Origin of the sequence: Belliella buryatensis, assembly GCF_900188245.1 — a bacterium.
GTDB classification, from domain to species: Bacteria; Bacteroidota; Bacteroidia; order Cytophagales; family Cyclobacteriaceae; genus Belliella; species Belliella buryatensis.
This window is the reverse complement of record NZ_FZOK01000006.1, coordinates 40,695-61,305: the sequence shown is the minus strand read 5'-3', so window position 1 is coordinate 61,305 and position 20,611 is coordinate 40,695. Positions and strand designations below refer to the sequence as shown.

The 20,611-nt window shown below is 38.5% G+C and carries 17 protein-coding genes; 10 read left to right on the top strand and 7 right to left on the bottom strand.

The window, feature by feature from the left end; genetic code table 11:
* Positions 1-5 precede the first annotated feature (5 nt).
* From CHB66_RS07525 to dnaG, 3 genes are all read right to left on the bottom strand, one after another.
* Complete coding sequence (locus tag CHB66_RS07525) at positions 6-638, bottom strand: hypothetical protein (RefSeq protein ID WP_089239858.1); 633 nt, start codon at positions 636-638, stop codon at positions 6-8.
* A gap of 148 nt (positions 639-786) precedes the next feature.
* Entirely contained in the window at positions 787-2,004 is a 1,218-nt protein-coding gene (locus CHB66_RS07520) for a bifunctional 3,4-dihydroxy-2-butanone-4-phosphate synthase/GTP cyclohydrolase II (protein ID WP_089239589.1), read from the bottom strand.
* A gap of 86 nt (positions 2,005-2,090) precedes the next feature.
* Complete coding sequence (dnaG, locus tag CHB66_RS07515; protein ID WP_089239587.1) at positions 2,091-4,034, bottom strand: DNA primase; 1,944 nt, start codon at positions 4,032-4,034, stop codon at positions 2,091-2,093.
* Between the two features lie 230 nt (positions 4,035-4,264).
* On the opposite strand from dnaG, the gene CHB66_RS07510 reads away from it, so the two are divergent.
* From CHB66_RS07510 to CHB66_RS07485, 6 genes are all read left to right on the top strand, one after another.
* Complete coding sequence (locus tag CHB66_RS07510; RefSeq protein WP_089239585.1) at positions 4,265-5,359, top strand: Mrp/NBP35 family ATP-binding protein; 1,095 nt, start codon at positions 4,265-4,267, stop codon at positions 5,357-5,359.
* 17 nt (positions 5,360-5,376) lie between these two features.
* On the top strand, positions 5,377-5,619 hold the full coding sequence (locus tag CHB66_RS07505; RefSeq protein WP_076500835.1) for a NifU family protein: 243 nt from the start codon (positions 5,377-5,379) through the stop codon (positions 5,617-5,619).
* 127 nt (positions 5,620-5,746) lie between these two features.
* Positions 5,747-8,707 carry a M43 family zinc metalloprotease gene (locus CHB66_RS07500; RefSeq protein ID WP_245812686.1) on the top strand — a complete coding sequence of 987 codons (2,961 nt, stop codon included), beginning with the start codon at positions 5,747-5,749 and terminating at the stop codon, positions 8,705-8,707.
* A 108-nt stretch (positions 8,708-8,815) separates the two neighbouring features.
* Positions 8,816-9,589 (top strand): PASTA domain-containing protein, encoded by a 774-nt coding sequence (locus CHB66_RS07495; RefSeq protein ID WP_089239581.1) that lies wholly within the window; start codon positions 8,816-8,818, stop codon positions 9,587-9,589.
* Positions 9,589-11,424, top strand: coding sequence for a T9SS type A sorting domain-containing protein (locus tag CHB66_RS07490; RefSeq protein WP_089239579.1), 1,836 nt, complete (start codon positions 9,589-9,591; stop codon positions 11,422-11,424). The genes CHB66_RS07495 and CHB66_RS07490 overlap by 1 nt, the downstream gene beginning before the upstream one ends.
* Positions 11,425-11,429: 5 nt before the next feature.
* Positions 11,430-11,732 (top strand): rhodanese-like domain-containing protein, encoded by a 303-nt coding sequence (locus tag CHB66_RS07485; protein WP_089239577.1) that lies wholly within the window; start codon positions 11,430-11,432, stop codon positions 11,730-11,732.
* Positions 11,733-11,801: 69 nt separating this feature from the next.
* Here CHB66_RS07485 and dnaB read toward each other — a convergent pair whose 3' ends face one another.
* On the bottom strand, positions 11,802-13,388 hold the full coding sequence (gene dnaB / locus CHB66_RS07480; RefSeq protein ID WP_089239575.1) for a replicative DNA helicase: 1,587 nt from the start codon (positions 13,386-13,388) through the stop codon (positions 11,802-11,804).
* Positions 13,389-13,580: 192 nt separating this feature from the next.
* Between dnaB and CHB66_RS07475 the strand changes: the two genes are divergently transcribed.
* Entirely contained in the window at positions 13,581-14,951 is a 1,371-nt protein-coding gene (locus CHB66_RS07475) for a UDP-N-acetylmuramate--L-alanine ligase (protein ID WP_089239573.1), read from the top strand.
* A gap of 1 nt (position 14,952) precedes the next feature.
* Positions 14,953-15,759 (top strand): 3'-5' exonuclease, encoded by an 807-nt coding sequence (locus CHB66_RS07470; RefSeq protein WP_089239571.1) that lies wholly within the window; start codon positions 14,953-14,955, stop codon positions 15,757-15,759.
* Between the two features lie 52 nt (positions 15,760-15,811).
* On the opposite strand, the gene CHB66_RS07465 is transcribed toward CHB66_RS07470, so the two are convergent.
* Positions 15,812-16,618, bottom strand: a complete 807-nt coding sequence (locus CHB66_RS07465) for a M48 family metallopeptidase (protein ID WP_089239569.1) — start codon at positions 16,616-16,618, stop codon at positions 15,812-15,814.
* 101 nt (positions 16,619-16,719) lie between these two features.
* Between CHB66_RS07465 and CHB66_RS07460 the strand changes: the two genes are divergently transcribed.
* Positions 16,720-17,199: a DUF4442 domain-containing protein gene (locus CHB66_RS07460; RefSeq protein ID WP_089239567.1), complete on the top strand. Its 480-nt coding sequence runs from the start codon at positions 16,720-16,722 to the stop codon at positions 17,197-17,199.
* Here CHB66_RS07460 and CHB66_RS07455 read toward each other — a convergent pair whose 3' ends face one another.
* Positions 17,200-17,943, bottom strand: coding sequence for a hypothetical protein (locus tag CHB66_RS07455; RefSeq protein WP_089239565.1), 744 nt, complete (start codon positions 17,941-17,943; stop codon positions 17,200-17,202).
* A gap of 98 nt (positions 17,944-18,041) precedes the next feature.
* Between CHB66_RS07455 and CHB66_RS07450 the strand changes: the two genes are divergently transcribed.
* Complete coding sequence (locus CHB66_RS07450) at positions 18,042-18,938, top strand: glutamate--tRNA ligase family protein (protein WP_089239563.1); 897 nt, start codon at positions 18,042-18,044, stop codon at positions 18,936-18,938.
* A gap of 181 nt (positions 18,939-19,119) precedes the next feature.
* On the opposite strand, the gene CHB66_RS07445 is transcribed toward CHB66_RS07450, so the two are convergent.
* Positions 19,120-20,604, bottom strand: coding sequence for a S10 family peptidase (locus CHB66_RS07445; RefSeq protein WP_170932454.1), 1,485 nt, complete (start codon positions 20,602-20,604; stop codon positions 19,120-19,122).
* Positions 20,605-20,611: the final 7 nt, after the last annotated feature.

Here is a 20,611-nt window from a genome sequence, read left to right as displayed (position 1 = left end):
AAATTCTATTTGATTTGATTGTAATATGCAGTAATTCTAAGAAGATCTCCACGCTTATCATGGGCGAGTCTATTTTTTCTCATGTAAAGTTTGACCTCATCTTCTCTATCATCAAAGAAATCCATTAAATCTCTTTTTTTCAAGGAATACCTTCTGATTTTACCATCTTTAAAAAAGTAATAGTTGAATGCTAACCTAAAGCCATTATTCATCATCATAGGTCCTCCCCACATGGGGTTCATCATCATAGGGTTATTCATTCCCCTTGTGTCAGTTGCTACATATTCTCTACACAATAAGGCCATTTCATTCCCTTGAGTCAAAATTTCAAAAAAAACTGGAGTCTCATAATCTGTAGCTAATGCATATGGCAAAGAATAAAATGTACGAATTCCACCATATATCTCGTCAAAAATCTCAAACTGTGAAACATTGGAAGCTCCAAAAGTTTCCACACTTTGTCTTTGAACCTGAACTATATTGTTGTCTAAATCATACATCACTAACCCAGCAACAACTTGTCCATCAGTGGTGACAACTTGTCCTTTATGCCATATTTGTGATGGAAACTTATTTTGCGCCTCTGCTAAGGTGAAATTTATATAAATAAGAAAAAGAAGAATCAATAATCTTTTCATCTCTGTAGCCATATTTGAGTTTGTCCAATTAAAATAACGAATAATTTATAGAATTGGTTGAAGCCTACAAGTTTTTCTTATGATTTGATCAATAAAATAAACATACTAAATCAAAAAAATCCTCCTGATGTTCAGGAGGATTTCAATACTATTTTTTCATTATGGTATGACCCATTTTATCTCTTTTTGTTTGCAGGTATTTTTCATTGTGCGGATTAGAGCTAATCTCTATAGGAAGCTGCTCCACGATTTCTAAACCATAACCCAGTAGTCCAACTCTCTTGGTGGGATTATTTGTGATCAACCTGATTTTGCTAATCCCCAAATCTCTCAATATTTGGGCTCCTACACCATAATCTCTTTTATCCATTGGAAAACCTAATGCAAGGTTGGCTTGAACGGTATCCATACCCTGCTCTTGAAGCTTATAGGCTTTCAATTTATTAATCAGTCCTATACCTCTACCCTCTTGATTCATATATAATACAACGCCTTTACCTTCTTTTTCGACCATTTCCAATGCGGTATGTAATTGTGGGCCACAATCACATCTACAGGAGCCGAAAATATCCCCTGTTATACAAGAAGAGTGAACACGGACCATTACTGGTTCGTCTTCGGACCATTCACCTTTGATCAAAGCCATGTGAATATCATCTGTATTGGTTTGTCTAAATGCGATCAAATCAAAATCTCCATAGGTTGTTGGCATTTCTACACCTATTTCTCTTTTGATCAAAGATTCATTTTTCAGTCTGTAAGCAATCAAATCCTTGATCGAAACAAGTTTAAGGTTAAATCGCTTGGCTACTTTTACCAAATCAGGTAGGCGAGCCATAGTTCCGTCTTCATTCATGATCTCTACCAAAACTCCTGCAGGCTGAAGTCCAGCCAACCTTGAAAAATCTATAGCGGCCTCTGTATGACCCGCCCTTCTGAGCACACCACCTCTTTTTGCTTTGAGTGGAAATATATGACCTGGTTTCCCTAATTCATCAGGATGAATAGAATCATCAACTAATGCCTGAATGGTCTTTGCTCTGTCGCTAGCAGAAATCCCTGTAGTACATCCATGACCTACAAGATCAACTGAGACCGTAAATGGTGTTTCAAAAGCAGCCGTATTGCTCCCGACCATCAATTCGAGACCAAGTTTTTCGCACCTATCTTCTATCAGGGGTGCACAAATAAGACCTCGGCCATGTGTGGCCATGAAGTTGATGATTTCTGGGGTAACCTTTTCGGCTGCACATACAAAGTCACCTTCATTCTCTCTATCTTCATCATCTACTACAATGATAACTTCTCCGTTTTTGATGGCTTCAATGGCTTCCTCAATGGAATCTAATTGGTAGGGTAAGGACATAATATTATTTTGAATGCTATAGATTTGGGTTGGCAAAATTAAAGGTTTTCAGTCAGTATAACTGCTAAAAACCAATTTAAGTTTGGTCAATTGCTGATGACAATTCCGAGCTGTTTGTCAATTTCAGTTTGGAATTTCTTCAATTCCATGTAAACTCTCAATTTTTCATCCATCTCCTCAGAGGACTCTCCAGCTTCTTGGGCATGTTTAATTTTGTGCCTGGATTCTTCTAGCATCTTTTTGATTACTTTTTGCTTCAATCTCAGTATATTATCATAAACAGACTTAGCAAGATCATCGGCTTCTGTCGTGGTAAAAATCTGAAATCTTTCTTGCCAAAGTCTGGATATTTCATGCTTGCGAGTAATCATATTGATCACTTCTTTTTTCACTTCTGAATCTTGAGACTCCATGAAATAGGTAGGCTGGGGCAAAATCCCTTTACTTAAAGCTTGTTTATATAGATTTAGGATTTTGTTGAAAACGGGTGTTTCAAATGTCAAATCATGTGTTTCTTGCAACAAATACTCGCAAACACTTAACTCCTCAGAAACCATCTCAAAACCATAATTGACCAACATCCGCATCATTTCCCGCTCTTGTGCCTCCAGCTGAGAACTGTAGGGAAGGGGTTCTTCTTTGGAAGGTAATAAATCTTCAAATGGTGTCTCGGTAGTCTCTTGCTCTCTCTGATCTCTAAAGTATTGATCTTTTTGAACCTTTAGAAGGATCTTATTCAATTCTATCTGAATGATCTCTTCTTCTATTTCCAACAGCTTAGCAGATTGCCTTACATAAACTGATCTGATAATCGGATCTGGAATTTTAGCAAGGCTTTGTACTACTTGTTTGATCAATTCAGCTCTTTTGACAGGATCATTCGCTACTTCATCAGCGTAGAGACTGATTTTGAATGCTATAAAATCTTGGGCATTACCAGCAAGGTAATCGGTGAAAGCCTGAGAACCTACCTTTCTAGAATAGCTATCAGGATCATCTCCATCAGGAAAAACTACAGCTTTGACATTCAGCCCGCCCTCCAATAGCATATCAATACCTCGCAAAGAAGCCTTGATACCTGCTGCATCACCATCAAATAGCACAGTAACATTGTCAGTAAATCTCTTGATTAGCTTAATCTGATTCTCTGTCAGTGAAGTTCCTGATGATGCCACTACATTCTCTATTCCCGCCAAATGCATGGATATGACATCTGTATAACCCTCTACTAGATAACAGTTGTCATTCTCGCGGATAGACTTTTTGGCCTGAAACATCCCATAAAGCACATCACTTTTGTGATACACTTCTGTCTCAGGTGAATTGATGTATTTTGGTTGTTTTTTATCCTGAGTGAGTATTCTCGCACCAAAACCGATTGGTTTTCCGCCTAGATTGTGAATTGTAAATGTGACCCGACCTCTAAACCTATCATAAACCCTATTTGGATCTCCTTCTTTTTGTAAAACAAGTCCAGCTTTGAGTAGAATCTCTTCTGAATGACCAGCTTCCTTAGCTGCCTTGAGTAAATGGTCCCAACCGTCTAAAGTATAGCCAAGATCAAATTTCTCAATGATGTTTTGATTGAATCCTCTCTCTTTGAAATAACTCAGACCTATTGCTCGACCTTCTTCTGTGTGCAGGTTTTTGACAAAAAAATCTTTAGCAAAATTCAATGCAATGTAAAGACTCTCACGTTCATTGTATGCTTGGATTTCTTCAGGTGTGTTCGCTTTGTCTTCCTCTACTTCAATCCCGTATTTCTTTGCCAGATGACGAATAGCTTCATTGAAGCCTACGCCTTCAATATCCATGACAAACTGAATGGGATCTCCCGCCTTGCCACAACCAAAGCATTTGTAGATCTGTTTGGCTGGTGATACAGAAAAAGAAGGGGATTTTTCGTTGTGAAACGGACAACATGCCCATAGATTCTGACCTTTTTTCTTAAGCGGAACATAGTCATTGACTACATCTTCTATATCTGCTCGCTCTCGGACTTTCTCGGTTGTTGCTCTACTGATTGCCATTTAAAATTCACTTCAATTGTCAAAGATAAAAAGTATTCTACCAAAACATAGGTGCCTTTTGAGAAACTATTTTTTGAATTGAAAAGTTAAGATTAGGATTGATTCTAAATCAGATTACTTCTCATTTCAAGAGATTCCTTGAATGATGTTATATTGATGTCTCAAAACCATTCAGTATTTTATTTAGAACAATTATAGTCTAACTTGCGACAAATTTGAAAACCGTATCCATGACAATTAGTAAAGAACAAATCCTACAAGCATTGTCCACCGTCGAAGATCCAGATCTCAAAAAAGATTTGGTTACGTTGGGAATGATTCAGGATATTGCAATAGAAGAAAACAAAGTCAGTTTTAAGGTGGTTTTAACCACTCCAGCATGCCCACTTAAAGAAGTAATCAAAAACAACTGTATCGAAGCGCTAGAAAGTAGTTTAGGTACAGAGGTGGAGTTGGATATTTTTATGACATCCAATGTTACCACTACAAGAGATAATACCCCTCTTCTTCCAAAGGTAAAAAATATCATCGCCATAGCATCAGGTAAAGGTGGGGTTGGGAAATCCACAACCGCTTCAAATTTAGCCGTAGCATTGGCCAAGTCAGGAGCAAAAGTTGGCTTGATTGATGCAGATATTTCTGGTCCTTCCGTACCGACCATGTTCAATGTAGAATCAGAGCAGCCAGCAGTAAAACAGGAAAATGGTAAAAATGTAATCATACCTATTGAACAGTACGGTGTAAAATTAATGTCCATTGGATTTTTGACACCAGCAGATTCAGCTGTGGTTTGGAGAGGCCCAATGGCAAGTTCTGCTCTGAAGCAGTTCATTGGTGATGTAGAATGGGGTGAATTAGACTATTTATTAATCGACCTTCCACCCGGAACTTCTGATATTCATTTGACCATGGTGCAAACCATACCGGTAACTGGCGCCGTAATTGTAACTACACCACAGAAAGTAGCCTTAGCTGATGCGACCAAAGGTCTATCTATGTTTAGACAGCCTCAAATTAACGTACCTATCTTAGGTGTTATTGAAAATATGGCTTATTTTACACCCGAAGAATTACCAAATAACAAATATTACTTATTTGGCAAAGAAGGTGGAAGAAAGTTAGCTGAGAAATTTGAAGTACCGTTCTTAGGAGAAATACCTATTGTACAGAGCATCAGAGAAAGTGGGGATACAGGCTATCCGGCTGTATTGAAAGAAGGTATTACGCAAAAAGCATTCTCCGACTTAGCAGAAAGTGTAGCAAGACAAATCGCTATCAGAAACGCTAGCAAAGCAAAAACAGCCGTTGTACAAATTGGGGCTTGATATTAAAGAGTTTGAAAATGGAAATGAAAGAAAAAATAGAACAAGCATTAGACAGCATAAGACCATACTTAGAGGCTGATGGTGGTAATGTGAAAGTAGTAGAATTAACTGATGACATGGTATTGAGGATAGAGCTTACAGGTGCTTGTAGTTCCTGCCCTATGTCTACAATGACCCTAAAAGCCGGTGTAGAAGAAGCTGTCAAGAAAGCCATACCTGAGATCATTAAAGTAGAGGCTGTAAATATCGCGGTTGCGTAATTGTGTATTGAATTATATGGTTAGGATATTTCATCATTTGAGGGTAAGCTTGAGCTTTACCCTTTTCCTGTTTTTACTGAGTTTTTCGGTTTATTCACAAAACTTTTTTGGGCAGCCCTATCAACACATGCATGATGAAAAGTGTGGCCATACCATCATTGAAAAAATGCAAGAGGAAGCGCTCGGAATTTATGGTTCCAGAGAATTTTTTGAATCTTGGGTCAATGATAAAATGGAAGAAATATCCAAATCACCACGAATCCAAGCCAGAGTTCAAAATGAAAGAAGAGTCATCCCTGTTGTGGTTCATGTCATTCACAATGGTACAGCGGTAGGTCAAGGTGCTAATATTCCTTTATCGCAAATTGAAGCTCAAATCAGAACTCTTAATGAAGACTTCAGAAGATTAAATCCAGACAGAAATCAAACTCCAGCAGAATTCCAAAATGTGGCAGCCGATGCAAATATTGAATTTGTGTTAGCCAAAGTAGATCCAAGAGGTATACCTACCAATGGCATTGTCAGGGTTCAAGGAACTAAAAGCGTCTATGATATCAATGATGCTGCCCTTATCTCAGAAATCTCTAGCTGGCCACCTGAAGATTACCTCAACATGTGGGTTGTCACGCTTCAACAACCTTTTATTGGTTATGCTACTTTCCCTGTTTCAAATTTACCTGGTCTAAATTTTTCTCCAACCCCAAGAGAGTTAGATGGAGTAACGATGGATTACAGATATTTTGGTGAAGGTGGAAATGCAGTTTCGGGATCTAGAGGCAGAACTACCACGCATGAAATCGGCCATTTTCTTGGCCTAAGGCACGTTTGGGGAGATGCACAGTCATCAGCCAATGGCTGTGAAGTAGATGACTTTGTAGAAGACACTCCTAACCAACAAAGTCCAAACAATGCTTGTAGAATTAACAATCCGCTTTTTAGTTGTGGGAGTAGGGATATGACTGAAAACTACATGGATTACACTCCTGACGCTTGTATGAATCTTTTCACCCAAGGTCAAGTAGCGAGAATGAACGTAGTACTAGAATTCAGTCCAAGAAGGGGCTCTTTGATCAATAACTTTGCAACACAAGACCCTAACTTACCTACAATAGATCTTTCAATCGAAAGAATTATTGATCCACAAGACCTTATTTGTTCCAACGATGTGACTCCAACTATTGAATTACTCAATAGAGGGCTAAACAATATAACCTCAGCAACAATAGAAATCAGGCTAAATGGAAATTTGATTCAAGCCAGAAACTTCTCCTTTAACTTAGCTACCGGCGAAGAAGCAATTGTAGATTTCAATTCTATCAATTTGAGCGGCAATGGCCAAGATTTATTTGAAGTAAAGATTACACAAGTGAATGGTCAAGCTTCTGATGGAAACCCTGATAACAACTCTCGTACTAGTAGACCTATTATCCAACCAGAAATCAATATCCCTTATGCGCTTGATCTTTCTACAAATATTGGTGATTGGATCATTAGAAATCCTGACAACGCTTTGACTTGGGAAAGAATTTCTCTCCCAATATCAGGCAGTATCCAGAATTTGATCAGAATTCAAAATTATGAATATGAAGCGCCTGGTGAACTGGATTTCATCATCTCCCCATCGATTAATTTAGCCAATTTCCCTAATGCGCAACTTACTTTCAACATGGCGCATGCGCCTTATAATGCAGCAGGATTTTCTGATGTTTTGTATGTAGCTGTCTCAACTGACTGTGGTAATACATTTAATATTATAGATTCACCTTATGATAAGGATTCCAATCTTTTACAAACAGCCCCTGCAATCCTTGATGAATTTATACCAAATTCAAATGCGCAGTTCAGACGAGAAATCGTAAACCTTGCCCAATTCAATGATTTTGATAATGTTAGAGTAGCTTTTATATCTAGAACTGGTTATGGCAATAACATTTACATCAAAGATATTGAAGTATTGGCTACAGAGCAGTTTAGATATAAAATTGACTTAAACAGACTAGTAAGTCCAGGACCAATCAACGACGGCTCACAAACAAATGAATTAGTCCAAATCACTAATACAGGCAACTTACCAATTACAAGTTTTGTGCTTAATAGAAGAACAAATAATGCAGCGCCTCAAAGTTTTGTAGCTCGAGGAGCTTCTCTGAATGCAGGGCAATCACTCAATGTGGAGATTCCAAATTCACTTACTGCTTCAGGCGTTTCAAGAGTTCAATATGATTTGGTATTTCCGAACTTTGACCAGAACCCTGGGAATGAATCTCAGCTAGTACAATTCAATGTCAGAAACACCAATACGATCACTGCACCGTGGAGACAAAATTTCAATGCAACAATAAATCTTCAACCTTGGTCTAGTGTCAACACACTTAGTAATCAGAATTCCTGGGATGTCATTCCGCTTCAAAATGAAGCTCAAAGTAATCTAATAAGATTAGAAGGTACCAATTCCAACGAACCTCAATGGGTTGGTTCTCCAAAATTCAACCTGTCTTTAAGCAGTCAAGCTAGTATTTTCTACAGCATCGCTGCAAGCAATCAGGCTCCTTCTACTGTTTTCAAAGTAATGGGGAGTATTGATGGAGGTGTTACCTATACCGAATTACTTAGAAAAACTGGTACTGAAATAAACACAATTAGTTCAGGGTCTGTCAATCCAAATAATAGAGCAGATTTTAACAGGGAGTTTGTAGATCTTTCTGAATTAGCAGGATCTGGAAGAACCAATGTTAGGTTAGCATTTGTCATTGAAAATGGAAGTCCGGGTAATGAACCTGTTTACATAGATGATGTAGAGTTATTCCTCTCTGCCAATCCTGAGCCTGTGGATCCAGGGTTGGGCAATACCATCATTTATCCTAACCCTGCTAGAGATGTATTTAGCATTGCTTTCAATCTGCAAACTTACGAAACGGTAAATATTCAGGTAATTTCTTCAAGTGGTACTGTTGTCCAAGATATCGATTATCCTAATACACTCAACCAGACATATAACTTTAGCACTCAGCTATTTTCAAAAGGTTTGTTTGTCGTAAAAATTACCAGCAACTCTTTGACGGAAACAAGAAGACTGATCGTGCATTAGTATTTAACCCTAAGAAAAAGTATTAGTCCAAATATCAAAAGGGCACATTTATTGGTGAAAATTAAATATAATTTTACCTTTATACGTTAGCTTAAAAAATCTATCTGCATGAGCAAACTCAAAGATTCCTTAAAGAAAGTAGGGATTCATCTTCTTTTGATTCTGGGTGCAACTACTCTAATCGCATTCTTATTTCTAAAATTCTTTTTACCATCTTATACCAATCACGGACAAACTGTTTCTATCCCAGACTTGGAAGGATTTAGCTATGAAGAGTTAGATAGCTATCTAGGTGCAAGAAATTTAAATTATGAAATTGAACTAGATAGTGGTTTCAATGCAGACCTGCCTCCTCTAACCGTTCTCAAGCAGCTTCCTAGAGCAGGTAGTCAAGTGAAGTCTGGTAGGAAAATCTACATTACGCTCAATTCCAAAAATGCTCCAATGATCAAGATGCCCAACTTGGTCAATAGCCAATTAAAGAATGTGCAAGAGATCTTAGCCAACATTGGTTTAGTTCGTGGAGAAATTAAATATGTTCCAGATATTGGTATCAATGTAGTCCTAGAGCAAAAATATAGAGGTAGAAATATCCCAGAAGGTTTTGAACTACCTAAAGGCTCACAAATTGATCTGGTTGTCGGTGACGGATTAGGTAATCAAATCCTTGATGTTCCTAATCTGATAGGTATGGATGAAATAGATGCTGAGTTTTTAATCATTGGCTCCGGATTGAGGATGGGTAGACTTAGCTATGTCACTACAGATACCGTTCCTCAAGGAACAATCGTAAGGCAAATCCCTCCTGCTGGCGCAGAAGTCAAAACAGGAGAGCCAATTGATCTTTGGATTTCAGAAATAGCAAAACAAAGAGATTTTTAATGAAAAATAATTGTGCAATAGGCTTACTCCTCGCCAGCATATTTATGCTGTGCGTCAGTGAGTCTTTTGCTCAATTCCAACAACTTCCTACCCCTGTTAGTCAAACTTCAAACAGATTTTTTCAAGGAAGAATACTAGAAGATCAAATTTTATCACTGCCGTTTTGGGATGATTTTAGCACTAATGGAATCAGGTCAGATCTTTGGATCAATGATGGTGTTACGCATTCTTACACAGTTGCTAATGGAGCACCCAGCCTTGGAGTTGCTTTATTCGATGGCATTGCGTCCAATGGCAGACAATATGACAACAACCCATTGGCACAAGGCTTTGCAGATCAGTTGACCTCAAGGCCAATCGACCTCAGTACTTTAAGTGATAGCGAAAAAGAAACCGTATTTCTAAGTTTCTATTGGCAACCTGCTGGAAAAGCAGAAATGCCAGATATCAATGACCAAATCACCTTGCAGTTTTTGAATCAAGCTGGAGAGTGGGTTGAAATCTGGAATCAATTTGGGGAATTGGAAGCACAGAGACTTTTTTTTACGCAAGAAATCTTCCAAGTGACAGAAGAATTTCAGCATGAAAGCTTTCAATTTCGATTTCAAGCAAGAGGGAGGCTTTCAGGGCCATTTGACACTTGGTTGATTGATTATGTCTACTTGAATAAAAACAGAAGCATACTAGACAGGAATGCAATAGATCGAACCTTGACAGAAACAAATTCCCCTATTTTTGAAAAATATGCATCAGTACCTCTTTTTGAGTTGACAGCTGAACCAGAGCAGTATCTAACCAACACAGGAAATGAATTTAAAAATCTGGAAAATAGGTTTCGTGCGATGGAATACACCATTGAGTTACGTGATTTGGAAACTCAAAACTCCCTTCTCAAAATCAACGATAATACACCTTTTAACCCAGTACCTCTAGCCTTAGAGAGAAGAGGTTTCAGTTCAAACCCCATCTCTTCGATACCATTGCCTGAATCAGAAGGTGATTTGGAACTGGTGACATACTTGAGTTCTGGCGATGGGATTTTATTCCAGATCGTTGAGGGAGATAGCATTTTTTATCCTGAAGTAGATCTTAGAATCAATGATACAGTCAGGACGATTGTTTCTGTTAGAGACTATTTTGCCTATGATGATGGAAAAGTCGATTATTCTGCTGGGATCAATCAGAGATCTGGCATGCTTGCCGTCAGATATGAGAAAACACAAAATGCCTTTCTCAAAGGAATCAGTATCAACTTTACTAATTTTCTGCAATTCGACAGGGGCATAGATATCATGGTCTGGGGAAATCTTGACTCAGAACCACTCTATGTCAAAGAGAGTTTGATTCCAAGAAAAGAAAGCATAGAAGAATTCTCCTTCTTTGAAATTGATGAAAATATCCTGCTACCTGATGTGTTTTATGTGGGTTTTACGCAGTTCACTAATGACTTCATCCACGTAGGATTAGATAAAACCAGAGACAATGGAGAAGAAATCTTTTACAATGTGGCTGGAAGCTGGCAGCAAAATGAATTTGTAAGTGGCTCGCTGATGATTAGACCACATCTCAGTCAGTCGCCACCAGTAGAAGAGTCTGAGGCCATTACTACCGAAAAATTAAGATTATATCCTAATCCAATCATCGATCAATTAAGAATTGAAGGACAATTTGAATTGATTCAGGTCTTAGATCCATACGGGAGGAGAATAAATATACAGTACGAAGAGTTAGAAAAGGGTAAAATCCTTAATTTTGCCGGACAAATGCGGGGCATGTACTTGATCAATGTGTTAGAACAAGGAAAACCGCAATCATATAGAGTATTAGTCAAATAAATCATATGGAAGATATTAACGTAGAAGAGCTTAAACAACGCTTAGATAATAAGGAAGAATTTGTATTCATCGACGTAAGAGAAGAATGGGAATACGAAGAAGATAACTTAGGAGCATTGAATATACCTCTCGGAACGCTCCCGCATCAATTGGAGGAAATTGAAAGTTATAAAAACCAAGAAATCATCATTCATTGTCGTTCAGGTGCAAGAAGTGGTAACGCCAAGAAGTTTTTAGAAACCAAAGGTTATTCCAAGGTAAGAAATGTACTTGGTGGAATTATGGCTTTCAGGGCATTAGAAGATTAAAAAATCCTGATGCTGATATATCAAATCAAAACAGCCATTCAAGAATTTTGGATGGCTGTTTTGATTTTTTTAAAACGGTGCTGGATCATCACTTCCAAAACCTCCTGGAAATCCTCCCCCTTCATCTCCTCCATTGGCCTTGGATTGAAGTCTGATTGTATTGCCACTTTCGAAGCCCTGACCGCTAGCACTGCTTGGGAATTTGGATCCGTAGAGGGCATCCTGCGGCTTGTAAGGTACATTTAATTCCAAGTCTGTAAATCTGGTATACTTACCAATAAACCTCAACTTAACTGTCTCCAAAGAACCATTCCTATGCTTGGCAATAATCACCTCACCTACTCCCATGGTTGAGTTCCCTTCCTCGTCTTCGTTGATCCCGTAGTATTCAGGTCTGTATAGGAACATTACCATATCTGCATCTTGCTCTATAGCACCAGACTCCCTCAAATCCGATAGCTGCGGTCGCTTATCTCCTCCTCTAGTCTCAACAGCCCTAGATAACTGAGAAAGTGCGATCACCGGTACCTCCAATTCCTTTGCGATCATTTTCAATGACCTTGAAATACTAGCGATCTCCTGTTCCCTATTCCCTCCACCACCGGACTTTGAATCGCCTGACATCAGCTGTAAGTAATCAATTACAATCATCTGAATATCATGCTGGGCCTTGAGCTTCCTACATTTTGCTCTGAGCTCTAGAATGGATAGAGCAGGTGTATCATCTACAAAAAGCGGTGCTTTGGAAAGCTTAGCAGTTTTGTGAACTAACTGTTCCCATTCATAATCAGCTAGATTCCCTTTTTTGATTTTCTCAGAATCCAGTTCTGCCTCTGACGAAATCAATCTATTCACCAACTGCACAGATGACATCTCCAACGAGAAAATTGCAACAGGTCTATTGTGGTCTACAGCTGCATTCCTCAAAACTGAAAGTACAAAGGCTGTCTTACCCATCGCAGGTCGCGCAGCGATGATCACCAAGTCAGATTTTTGCCAGCCAGAAGTAACTCTATCCAGAGCAGTAAAACCACTAGGCACACCTGTCAAACCATCTTTTTGGCCTTTTTTGGCTTCTAACTCCATGATGGCTGTTTTCATGATCGAGCGCATATCGGAATAATTCTTTCTGATATTTTTCTCTGATATTTCAAAAAGAGAAGACTCCATCTTATCTAAAAGCTCAAATACATCTGTGGTATCTTCGAAAGCCTCTTTCTGAATTTCTGATGCTATGCTAATCAAATCACGCTTCATTGCCTGTTCGGTGATGATTCTGGCGTGATATTCAATATTGGCGGCAGAAGAGATCTTAGAGGTAAGCTCAGTAATAAAAAATGCCCCTCCAGCAATTTCCAACTTACCATTTTTCCTCAATTGATTGGTAACAGTCAACATGTCTATGGGTTGACTGTCACTGAACAAATCTAAAATGGCCGAATAGATTACTTTATGTGACTCTTTGTAAAAACTCTCAGGACGCAAAATATCCACAACCTGCGTCAGTGCATCTTTCTCAAGCATCAATGCGCCCAATACAGCTTCTTCTAACTCTATTGCTTGAGGAGGAAGCTTCCCAACTCCAGATATTCCAGCCAAATCAGGCTTTTTTCTACCTAATATTCTATCTTTTCCTTGTGGATTACTCTCTGCCATAGAAACAAATGTAAGCTGTTTATGCAAAAGGTTTTGAACAATTTATGCACGAGTTATCAACATCCTGATTAATCAACGGATAATCAAAGCCCTAGCGTATGGCATGCAACAATTCTATCAAAAAAAGGAAATAAAAATCATTTCAGTCTAATATTTGCTAAGAAGATTCTAATTTTAATCTTCAGAAAAATTATGAAAAAGCAATATCATTTTATAGCCATCGGCGGAGCAGTGATGCACAATCTAGCCCTTTCTATGGTGGCCAAAGGCTACAAAGTCAGTGGTTCTGATGATGAAATTTACGAACCCTCAAAAAGTAGACTTTCTCAAGCAGGTATATTACCTGAAGAAAAGGGATGGTATCCAGAAAAAATTCATGCAGAATTAGACGGAATCATCTTGGGGATGCATGCTAGAATTGACAACCCAGAATTGATCAAAGCAAAAGCATTAGGTATTCCTGTTTACTCTTTTCCTGAATTCATCTACAATCAAAGTAAAGATAAAACTAGGATAGTCATCTCAGGAAGTCATGGAAAGACGAGTATCACTTCGATGATTTTACATGTGCTCAAAAGCGAAGGTTTAGATTTTGATTACTTAGTAGGTGCGCAGATAGAGGGATTTGACTTAATGGTCAAGCTATCGAATGCTCATATCATCATCATCGAAGGAGACGAATATTTGACTTCACCATTAGATAGAAGACCCAAGTTTTTCCATTACCACCATGACATACTTTTGATGAGTGGTGTAGCTTGGGATCATTTCAATGTATTTCCAACTTTTGAAAACTATGTTGAGCAATTTGAAAAACTAGCTGAAATGACTCCTAAAGGTGGGACTTTCATCTACTGCGAAAAAGATCCCATTGTCAAAAAAATTGGTGAATCCTGTAAAGAAGCAGCGATGAAGCTAATTCCTTACGAAGCCCATCCAAGTAAGATTGTCGATGGGAAAACCATCTTATTGGCTGATCAGATGGAACTTCCCATCCACATATTCGGAGACCACAACCTTCAAAACCTTCAAGGTGCTATTCATGTCTGTGAAAGTCTAGGTGTGAAGAGAGCAGATTTTTACAAACATATTCAAACATTCAAAGGTGCTGCCAAAAGACAAGAAATACTCGCAGAATCAAGTGATGCTGTATTGTATAGGGATTTTGCTCACGCGCCTTCCAAACTTAAAGCGACGGTAAATGCCGTAAAAAATCAATTCCCAAAAAGAAAGCTAATAGCTGTTCAAGAATTGCACACCTATAGCTCTCTCAATAAGGAATTTATCCATAATTATGCACATACTTTTGATCAAGCTGATATAGCCATTATCTATTTGAATCCAAAAGCAGTATCTTTGAAAAAGCTGGAGCTGATGGATGAAAACACATTGAAAGCAGGTTTTCAGAGAAATGATTTACTTGTATTCACACAGATAGAAGAACTCAGAGCTTTACTAGAGCAACAAGATTATCAAGAGACTAATTTGCTCTTGATGAGTTCGGGCAATTATGACGACATGGATCTATCCATACTTAAAAACAAAATCAACAAAAACCGTTAAGATGAATTTAAATATCAAAACCCCAATTGCCTTTTTTGACCTTGAAGCTACGGGGACAAACATATCTACTGACAGAATTGTAGAAATCTCCATAGTCAAAGTACAGCCTGATGGTACGGAGGAAATCAAAACCATGAAAATCAATCCCACCATCCCTATCCCTTTGGAATCATCGCTGATCCATGGCATCTATGATGCTGACATCAAAGACGCCCCTACTTTTAAGGATGCATCTAAAGAACTTCATCAGTTCTTCGCAGGTGCGGACTTAGCAGGTTTCAATGTTTTGAAATATGATATCCCTTTGTTGGTTGAGGAGTTTTTGAGAGCGGGGATTGATTTTGATATTGAAAAAAGAAACTTACTTGATGCACAGAAGATTTTTCACTTGATGGAAAAAAGAAACCTTTCAGCAGCTTATAAATTCTACTGTGGCAAAACCTTAGAAAATGCACACAGCGCTGAAGCGGATACCATAGCCACCTATGAAGTATTCAAAGCCCAAATAGAAAGGTACGAGGGGGAAGAAGCGGAAGACTTATTAGGTAATAAGCTGGGAGTTTTTCAAAATGACATGAAAAAAATCCACCAATTACTCAATGAAAAAATGGTTGACCTTGCTGGTCGATTTATTTTCAATGAAAGTGGTGAGGAATGTTTCAACTTTGGAAAACACAAAGGAAAAACCATCGTCCAAGTACTCAAAGAAGAGCCTTCTTACTATGATTGGATGATGAAAGGTGACTTCCCGCTAGATACCAAAAGGAAATTCACCCAAGTAAAGCTGAGAAGCTTCAACATGGGTTGATCTAAACCAAGATGATATAAAAAAACCAGACGCTGAGTCTGGTTTTTTTATGCTATTGCTTATTGCTCTTTTCGTAATACTCCATTGATTTGGGCATCTGCTTGTTGAGCTCATCGATTCTTCTGTTTGGCCCAGGGTGCGTAGACAAGAAATCTGGTGGTCTATTTCCACTAGACCCAGCATTCATTCTTTCCCAAAATGCAGGAGCTACTCTTGGGTCATAACCCGCCAAAGCCATGAAATCCAGCCCTAACTGGTCTGCTTCCAATTCATGTCTTCTCGAAAAACTCAACATTCCTAGTTGACCTCCATATCCTACTGCCTGCAAGAAGATATTCTGTGTTAAAGTTGGATTTTGGCCCATTGCCACTTGAACACCTCCTATTAGACCATTGAGGACTAATCCATTAGACATTCTCTCTCTGGCATGACTGGCTACTGCGTGAGCTACTTCATGTCCCATCACTACTGCTACTCCTGCCTCGTCTTGACAGATAGGCATGATCCCAGTGTAAAAAGCTACCTTTCCGCCAGGCATACACCAAGCATTAACCTGCTCACTTTCGATTAGATTAAACTCCCACGCAAATCCTTCTAAAGCCTTTTCATATCCACGTTCAGCCATATATTTAGAAACTGCATCAGCAATCCTCCTACCAACTTTGACTACCATTTGACCTTCTGCAGTATTGGTCACCAATTTACTTTCACTCAGTACCTGTGCATATTGATCGTAGGACATTGGTAGGATTTCAGCATTGCTGACTAAGCTAAGCTGATTTCTCCCGCTTAGTGGCACCTTGGCACAGGAATAGGTAACTATTCCAATGAGAAACAATATTGATATTTTCTTTAACATAACAGTTTGAATATTTTCACGAAAATGCCCAAAAAAGATGCCATATCAAAAAGCTTTTCATATTTTTCAAGTAAATTGAAGATATCGTAAATTTCATACTTATGACTCCTGAAGCTAAATCCTATCTCAGTAAAATGACAAACCCCTTTATTTTTTGGTGGGCTATGCTTTTCAAGCTCCCTTCAGCAGTATTTTGGAGACTTAAGGTCAAAAATCTCACACCTGATCAATGTCAAATCAGCATTCCATTTTTCTGGAGATCTCAGAATCCCTTCAAGTCAATTTACTTTGCTGCATTGGCTGGTGCAGCTGAGCTAAGCACAGGAGCACTATGCCAATTATCCATGGCTGGAAAAGGAAAATTCAGCATGCTAGTGGTAGATTTCAGGGCTGAATATTATAAAAAAGCTAATCAGAAAATAATTTTCACTTGTGATCAGGGAAAAGAACTTACTGCTATCATTGATCAGCTTGAAATCGAAGAAACAGGAAAATTAACGATGATTTCAACTGGAATGAACCCCAGTGAAGAAGTTGTAGCCAGATTTTATGTGACATGGTCCTTTAAGAGAAAAGCCTGATCAATACTTTCTCCCAGTCTTTCTATCAAAGAAATCTAATAAGCGCTGTTCCACCATTTTGGAATTCATGTCTTTAAACTGATGGGAAATGTTCTGAAGATTGAACTCAATGATCAAATCATCCAAATCCTTGTCTGTGAGATTGTATTCTGTTTTTAGCGCAATCATCACTGAATCAGATTGAATCAAGTCTAGGTAGTCCTGCTGTCTTGCTATTTCAGCTAACCTTCTTGCATATTGCCTTTTTTGCCGCTCACTTTTCATGAAGTAGGATATCGGCCCATCAATGGTCAAGGCAGGCATAAGCCCTGGATTATCAGACATACCCGAATAGATTTTCCCTGGTCCAGCAGGTCTATCAGTTAAGCCTCGCATACCTGTTGGGCTTGCACTTCCATCCATAGAGAAGGGTATTCTATATTCTTTAGCATATACATCAAATCTCGGTAAAAGCCGGGCATTCAAATAAATCTCCATTACAAAATGGGTTTGCTCTCCTACCCTCTTGCCAGCAGGGATGTAATGCTGTCTTTTGAAAACTAAGGAGTCTCCAGAGCTACCTTTGATACGGAAATATCCACGCATATTGGTTTCTGCGCTATCTAGATTGGTTAAATTGACTACCCAAACTTGATCCAAATAACCTTTATCCAAGCCATCAATCACATTGCCTGTGACTGTTTGGGCTTGAGATATGAAGCCAAAGCTTACAAAAAAGGATAAGATAAGTAGGACTTTTTTCACAGCACGAAGTTACACCCTATGCGTCTGCAACAAAAATATAGGCTGTTAAAAAACATTAAGCAGCATAATGACTAATTTAGGGTTCAGAGAAAACACTGATGATTACGGTGACTTTAGACAAACATCATTTAACACGGTATGCGCCTACTCCAAGTGGGTTTTTACATCTTGGAAATGTCTTTTCTTTTTTGAATACTTATCACTTGGCCAAAGCATCAGAGGCAAAAATCCTCCTTCGAATTGATGACTATGATCAAGAGAGAGTAAAGAAAAAATATATTCAAGATATTTTTGATACACTCGATTTTCTAGAAATACCATTTGATTCAGGCCCCAAAACCTTAAAAGAATTTGAAAGTAAGTATAGCTCTAAACACAGAAAAGTAAATTACACCAAAGCTCTTGAAATCTTGAAATCCAAAAACATGCTCTTTGCATGTGATTGCAGTAGAAAGAAAGTTGAACGTATGCATCCCAAAGGCTTTTATACTGGTTATTGCCAAAAAAGAAATCTTGATTTCAACTTACCTGAAATCAATTGGAGAACAAAATTACCATTTCATCATCCTGTTCAAATCAAAACAACTGATGGTTGGGAATCTGGGAAAACTCCTGGAATACTCAATGATATAATTGTGAAAAAAAAAGATGGGCTACCTTCCTATCAATTAGCATCTGTAGTGGATGACCTAACTTTTGGAATAGACTTGATTGTTCGAGGCAAAGATTTATGGGGATCATCTTTGGCTCAGATTCATATCGCTAGGCATCTGGGTATAAATGATTTTGGTCAAAGTACTTTTCATCATCATCAACTGATTAAGAATACCCAAAACCGTAAATTATCTAAATCAGCAGGAGACACTTCTATTCAGTTCTTGAGAAAATCAGGCAAAAAGAAAACAGACGTCTTTAGATTACTAGCAGATCAATTAGGAATAAAACAACCCATTGAAAGTATCGAAGATTTTTCCAATTATTGCTTACAAAAATAAAACCAGTTCCTGCGGAACTGGTTTTATTAATATCAATTAATTCTATTCTAAGGAATAAGCATGAATCTCTCAGTCTATAGTTTTCAATAAGTATCCACGAGTATCGAATATCAATAAATATCAAAGTCAGACTTCTCAAGGAATTTTTTGTTGGCAAATTCGATTTGAGATTTTTTAACTTTTAATACTTCGCAGGTTGATCTTTAGCAGGAATGGTTTTCATGATAAACTCCCTGATATCATCATTTGAAGTCTTCAAGTCTTCAGCTCTCAGATACATCATGTGGCCAGATCTGTAGCCTTTGAAAGACATTCTGTCTTGCAATTTACCATTGGGATCCATTTGCCACATATTGTATTTGGCATTGAAATAATCTGTACCACCATCGAAATAACCTGACTGAGTCATCACGTGTAGATATGGGTTCTGACGCATCGCATTGGCCAATTGCTCACCAGTGTTGTCATTGCTTCTATCCCAAGGGTTGACTGGACCAAAAAGATTGTAAGTTAAATCTGTCTCGTACTTCAAGACATTTTTAGCATAAAGGTTGAAAGCAGGTGCAAAAGCATGATTCCATGATGTCAAGGCTGGGTCAAAGTCATAGCGGTCACCTGCATCAGACTTATCAATCCCTCTATATCGGCTATCAAGTCTACCAATCGTTAACCCCTGATCACGCAACAATTCTTTCCAGAAAAAGCTGGTCGGAACAGCTAAGTTGTGCTCAAGGATAACTCTTTCGCTCAATCCTGAGTAATAGGCCATTTTGGAGGCGATTTCCTTTCTCTTGGCTGCATCCAATGAACCTCCACGCGCAATAGCAGGGAGTACTTCATCTAATGTGTATTTTTCAACTTCAGGAAGAATTTGATCTAAATCTTTGGACTGAAGATCAGCTGGCAAAACTCCATGATACCATGCTGTAGCAGCATAATATGGTAAGTAATTAGCCGCAGCCACTGGTCCGTTCCTGTCCAATCCCAGCCCTGTAGGAGAAACTAGAATCACGCCATTGAAATACATCCAATGTGAATTTTGTAATTGAGAAACCAATCCAGCAACTCGAGTAGTACCATAGCTTTCCCCAATCAGGTATTTTGGAGAGGACCACCTATTTTGTCTGCTCACAAAGGTATTGATCCAGTCTGCTAAGTACCTGATATCTGCATTGACTCCAAAGAAAGTAGATCTAGAAACCTCTTTATTCACAATTCTTGAATAACCAGTATTCACAGGATCAACAAAAACAATATCGGCAACATCTAGGATAGAATGAGGATTTTTGCTGTAGCCATAAGGCTGAAGCGGATAGCCTTCATCATCAATATTAAGCTTATATGGACCCGTATAAGCCAAATGCATCCAAATAGAAGCTGATCCAGGGCCACCATTAAATGAAATCACCAAAGGTCTACTTGTCTTGTCAGAGACATCTGTTCTTTCATAGTAGGTATAGAACAAAGAAGCCATCGGTTTGCCATCTTCATCCCAAACAGGCATGGTTCCAGCTGTAGCCTTATAAGGAACTCTTTTGCCATTGATAGTCACTTCATTATTTGTCACCGAAGCTGATTCTACAGCTATCTGCCTGGTTTCCTGCGCCCACGCAAAAGCCATGGAACCAACCAATAACGCTGCACTTAAAAGGTATCTTTTGATCATAATATTT

Excerpts from the sequence above, each read along its gene's own strand:
- CHB66_RS07510 (WP_089239585.1), top strand. The coding sequence starts at position 4,265 with ATGACAATTAGTAAAGAACAAATCCTACAAGCATTGTCCACCGTCGAA.
- CHB66_RS07495 (WP_089239581.1), top strand. The coding sequence starts at position 8,816 with ATGAGCAAACTCAAAGATTCCTTAAAGAAAGTAGGGATTCATCTTCTT.
- CHB66_RS07445 (WP_170932454.1), bottom strand. The coding sequence starts at position 20,604 with ATGATCAAAAGATACCTTTTAAGTGCAGCGTTATTGGTTGGTTCCATG.
- CHB66_RS07485 (WP_089239577.1), top strand. The coding sequence starts at position 11,430 with ATGGAAGATATTAACGTAGAAGAGCTTAAACAACGCTTAGATAATAAG.
- CHB66_RS07525 (WP_089239858.1), bottom strand. The coding sequence starts at position 638 with ATGAAAAGATTATTGATTCTTCTTTTTCTTATTTATATAAATTTCACC.
- CHB66_RS07520 (WP_089239589.1), bottom strand. The coding sequence starts at position 2,004 with ATGTCCTTACCCTACCAATTAGATTCCATTGAGGAAGCCATTGAAGCC.
- dnaG (WP_089239587.1), bottom strand. The coding sequence starts at position 4,034 with ATGGCAATCAGTAGAGCAACAACCGAGAAAGTCCGAGAGCGAGCAGAT.
- CHB66_RS07460 (WP_089239567.1), top strand. The coding sequence starts at position 16,720 with ATGACTCCTGAAGCTAAATCCTATCTCAGTAAAATGACAAACCCCTTT.
- dnaB (WP_089239575.1), bottom strand. The coding sequence starts at position 13,388 with ATGGCAGAGAGTAATCCACAAGGAAAAGATAGAATATTAGGTAGAAAA.
- CHB66_RS07505 (WP_076500835.1), top strand. The coding sequence starts at position 5,377 with ATGGAAATGAAAGAAAAAATAGAACAAGCATTAGACAGCATAAGACCA.
- CHB66_RS07475 (WP_089239573.1), top strand. The coding sequence starts at position 13,581 with ATGAAAAAGCAATATCATTTTATAGCCATCGGCGGAGCAGTGATGCAC.
- CHB66_RS07470 (WP_089239571.1), top strand. The coding sequence starts at position 14,953 with ATGAATTTAAATATCAAAACCCCAATTGCCTTTTTTGACCTTGAAGCT.
- CHB66_RS07465 (WP_089239569.1), bottom strand. The coding sequence starts at position 16,618 with ATGTTAAAGAAAATATCAATATTGTTTCTCATTGGAATAGTTACCTAT.
- CHB66_RS07450 (WP_089239563.1), top strand. The coding sequence starts at position 18,042 with ATGATTACGGTGACTTTAGACAAACATCATTTAACACGGTATGCGCCT.
- CHB66_RS07500 (WP_245812686.1), top strand. The coding sequence starts at position 5,747 with ATGCATGATGAAAAGTGTGGCCATACCATCATTGAAAAAATGCAAGAG.
- CHB66_RS07490 (WP_089239579.1), top strand. The coding sequence starts at position 9,589 with ATGAAAAATAATTGTGCAATAGGCTTACTCCTCGCCAGCATATTTATG.